The organism is Winogradskyella sp. UBA3174 (assembly GCF_002364335.1).
In the GTDB taxonomy this organism is placed as follows: Bacteria; Bacteroidota; Bacteroidia; order Flavobacteriales; family Flavobacteriaceae; genus Winogradskyella.
Genome location: NZ_DEXW01000056.1, coordinates 1 through 4386 on the forward strand (window position 1 = coordinate 1; position 4386 = coordinate 4386).

Consider the following 4386-nt stretch of genomic DNA (forward strand, 5'->3'; position numbering starts at 1 on the left):
TTGATTGCATTGCAAATAAATAATTGGAACGAACAACGAAAACAAAACCGAAATCTTCGTGATGTTTATAGCAATCTAATGCTGGACATCAAATCAGATTCCGTTTCCTATAGCATAAATCTTAAAGAACTTAAAGACGTCGATTTTTTACAGGAACAGTTATATAAAATAGGCGTAAAAAATGATAGCACAATTGTCATAGAGAACCCTAGCATTATTAGATTTTTACCTTATTACAATCCAATAACTAAAGAAAATGATCCCTTTTTAGCGACAAAAATCACCAATGAAAGCATTAGAAAAGAAATATTAATCTATTTCAGGAAAATGAAAGATATGGACGATATCTACTCTGATCTAGACGACGTTATAAAAACAAAAATGCGCATATATTTAGGAAATAAAAAAATGTACAAGCTTACCAATTGGTTTGAAAATAAATACAAAAATACAGCCGTAAAGGACTTATCTTACGATTTTATTGATAGCGCAGAACTAAAAGTACTTTCAAAGGACGCTGAATTCCAGCAAATACTTTTTGAAGCCTCTCTAAAAATTGTAAATAACATTGATGTTTTAAAAATATTAATAAAGCAAAATGCGAAATTAATCCGTGTGATTGAAAATGAATTGAATAAAAAAAAATAACGAAAGCACAACACGGTGTATAATTAATTGCTAGGTCACTGCCGACTTACGAACATTCCTGCGGAATATTCTATCTGTGATTTATTTGCTAAATTAGGTGCTTAACCACGCAATTAAAGATACACATCACGTTAGCCTTCATTAAATCAAACCAATAACCAATGATAAAATTCTTTATAAAAATCTGCCAAGATTTATTATCAGAAAACAAGTTTAGCAAGTATCTTGATATATATTATCGAAGAAATTATACTAGTTGTTATTGGCGTATTGATTGCTCAACACCTTAATAATTGTAATAAGCATAGAAAAATCAATCAACAAGAATTAATAATAAATGATACCTAAAATAATCCATTATTGCTGGTTAAGTGGTCAAGAATATCCACAAGACGTAAAAAACAACATTGCTTCTTGGAAAGCCATACTGCCAGATTATGAATTTATGTTATGGGATTGGGAAAGGTCGCAAACACTTAATTGTGTTTGGATACGACAAGCTTTGGAAAATAAAAAGTACGCATTTGCTGCAGATTTCATTAGACTTTATGCCGTTTACACCTATGGAGGTATTTATTTAGATTCTGATGTCGAGGTCTTAAAAAGTTTTGATGATCTTCTTAACCTACCATACTTTATAGGTACAGAATATAATATTAGTAAGAGAATGGAAGCGGCTGTTTTTGGTTCTGAAAAAAACGGCAAATGGCTTTTAATTTGCATGGAACATTATAACAACAGGTCTTTCGTAAAGGAAGACGGCAATTTTGATTATTTGGTATTGCCTCAGATTATGGAATCGAAGATTGAATTGATAAAAAATATTACATTAATGGAAGTCTCTCAAGTGCAAGAGGTGGACTTTTTACTCAAAAATGAGGATTTCTTTTTCTTATTTCCTTTCGAGTATTTTAGTCCCAAAGACTATGAAACTGGGAAGATTTCAACAACAAAAAACACTTATACAATTCATCATTTTTCTAGTTCTTGGATGCCTTTTGCATCCAAATTAAGACGAAAAATAATGACAATCATAGGTGTTGGTCTAATAGAAAAGATAATTTCTTTTTTGAAGTTGAGAGAACTTAGAATTTCCTTAAAGTCTTTTTATCAAAAATATGGTAGAAATTAATTCTAAAAGTATTCTTTAAGTAATAACAAGTTCTTTGTTGAGGTAGCTTAAAATGCAGAGAGAGAGAGAGAGAGAGAGAGAGAGAGAGAGCAATCTCATAAAAGAAGTTAGAAGTTTTAAATACGGTATTCCGTATATCTCAAAAAGAAATTTGAGGTTAATTAAGCCTTCAAAAAGAAATGAATAAATACTATAGTAAAAATAACGAAAGGCTAACACTGTATAAAATTAATTGCCGCTGCAAGCTTACTTTATAAAATCTAAGCGAATTTTATATTCCGTTTGTATTTGCTAAATTAGGCACTTAAACAACGCAACTAATCTTATACCAAAAGTTGTGTTTATTATGACACGTCCTGAATAAAGGCTGCATTTAAACTAATATAATTGATGAATTTACAATGAAGACAATACGTGCAAAAGCCTTTTGGATTTTAGATTTCATAAAAGGTTCTAAAATTAAAACACATTATGATGACATTGCATTTATAAATCTAAATGACAATATTAAAGCAACAAAGAAAAGAAGAGAAAAGCATATCAATACCTTTTTAAATCATGCAACTGAAACCACTCCTTTTTATAATAAATTTAAAGGCTTTAAAGAAATAGAAAATTTTCCAGTTATAAACAAAAACATTGTTAAAGAAAATTTTAACCATTTTAAGTCGAATATTTGCATAAAAAAAAATAAAAATAGAGTTGCAACAAGCGGTTCTACAGGGGTTCCCTTTTTTATTTATCAAGATGCCAATAAAAAACTTCGTAATAGTGCCGACAGCATCTATTTTTTAAACAAAGCAAATTATTATTTGGGTGAAAAATTGTATCATTTTGGTGTATATAGAAGCCTAAATATGAATAATCCAATAAAAATTTGGATGCAAAATAAAGTATATGTAGATGTTATACTGTTTGATGATTCTCATATAAAAGCTTTAATTAAAAGACTAGAGACTAATACATCACCAATTAATCTCTTAGGTTTTGCTTCTACTTTTGAAAGTATTTGCATCTATTTGGATAAAATAGGCTCAAAGTCACTTTCTCATATCAAAATTAATTCTGTCATAGCTAATTCTGAATATTTAAATAGTTATACAAAAAGGTCTATGGAAAAATATTTTAATACTCCAGTAGTGTCCAGATATTCTAATGCAGAATTGGGTCTTATTGCTCAACAACTTCCTCTCCAAGGGAAAGAAGAATTTAATATAAACTGGGCAAGTTATCATGTTGAAATATTAAAAATGGGTAGTGACATACCTGCAGAATTAGGAGTGTTGGGTAGAATTGTAATAACAGATTTATTTAACTATTCTATGCCCATGATTCGATATGATACGGGTGATATTGGTATGTTTGAAAATCTTCCTACAAAAAGCAATCCTTTTCCGACTTTAAAAAAAATTGAAGGAAGAAAAATGGATAGTGTATACGATACTAAAGGAAAAATTATTTCCTCTTTTGTGGTTTACTTTTATTTTTATAAATACTATCCCTTATTAAAACAACATCAATTTATTCAAACTGGTAAAAAAGAATATCTAATAAAGTTAAACACATATACCGGTCGTTTTGAATATGAACAAAACCTTATAGAAAGTATACAGGAAGATTTTGGTAAAGATGCCAACGTTAAGATTTCTCTTGTTAATGAAATACCATCTTTATCCTCTGGTAAACGTAAAAAAGTAGCCAATTTTTATTGCTAAAAAGTTAGCTTTTCACTTCCGTTACTGACACCGATATCGTTTAAAAACCTAAAAACCAACTGCTTGGCATTACACCAAAGATTAACGAAAGTACTTGAAAAGAAATAAAATAACGAAAACACAACACTTTGTAAGTAATTACCACTTTTACGAAAAAAAATAATTACTCTAAGCTAACGTTTAGGTAATCAGAAAAAACCACGGCTGAAAACAAGAATCACTAACTACTGATTTTCAGAAACGATATAAAAACGTTAGTCAGAATATTATGAAACACATTTTGCTCACATTTTTAATTTAAAATTCAATTTGCAGTTTAGCTCAAAATGAAGAGTTAATTTTGACTAAAAAAGCGAACGAATTATGGTTTCAGTCTCTAAATAAGAGTACTGAATTATCTGAAAAAATTAATTTAATAAATCAACGTTTAATTGAGGATATGAATGTTTACATTAAATGGGGATTTCCAGATGGAATTACAATTCAAAGAATACCTAAATTGGATTCTATCCGTAAAGTTAGAACTCAGGAATTTTGTAAACCACTTTATGTTGTTAAATATAAAACCAAACAAATTGCTTTCCAAATAGAAAATCTATTGAGTTCTGAATTGACAAATTTAGTTTCGGAACTGATAACTAAGAATAATATTTGTGCTGTAGAAGTTTGGACTGATGATTACAGATAAGTTTTATATGGAACAAGTGCGAATTGCGGAATAATTTTTATCACGACGAATAAAAGAAAGGTATTTAAAGCGTTTAAAAATCTGAAATTGACCAACTTCTATATGGATGAAATCCTCCAGAAAACACGACTTACAATACGGTGTATAATTAATTTCTAGGTCACTGCCGACTTACGAATATTCCTGCGGAATATTCTATCTGT

At 29.2% G+C, this 4386-nt stretch carries 4 protein-coding genes; all 4 read left to right on the forward strand.

The window, feature by feature from the left end; genetic code table 11:
* A partial coding sequence (locus B2U95_RS10175) for a hypothetical protein (protein ID WP_296315877.1) occupies window positions 1-648 on the forward strand: 648 nt, incomplete at its 5' end.
* A 337-nt stretch (window positions 649-985) separates the two neighbouring features.
* Window positions 986-1780, forward strand: coding sequence for a glycosyltransferase family 32 protein (locus B2U95_RS10180; RefSeq protein WP_296315879.1), 795 nt, complete (start codon window positions 986-988; stop codon window positions 1778-1780).
* Window positions 1781-2181: 401 nt separating this feature from the next.
* Window positions 2182-3495 (forward strand): CoF synthetase, encoded by a 1314-nt coding sequence (locus B2U95_RS10185; RefSeq protein WP_296315881.1) that lies wholly within the window; start codon window positions 2182-2184, stop codon window positions 3493-3495.
* Window positions 3496-3835: 340 nt separating this feature from the next.
* Entirely contained in the window at window positions 3836-4183 is a 348-nt protein-coding gene (locus B2U95_RS10190; RefSeq protein WP_296315884.1) for a hypothetical protein, read from the forward strand.
* The last annotated feature ends 203 nt before the right edge of the window (window positions 4184-4386 follow it).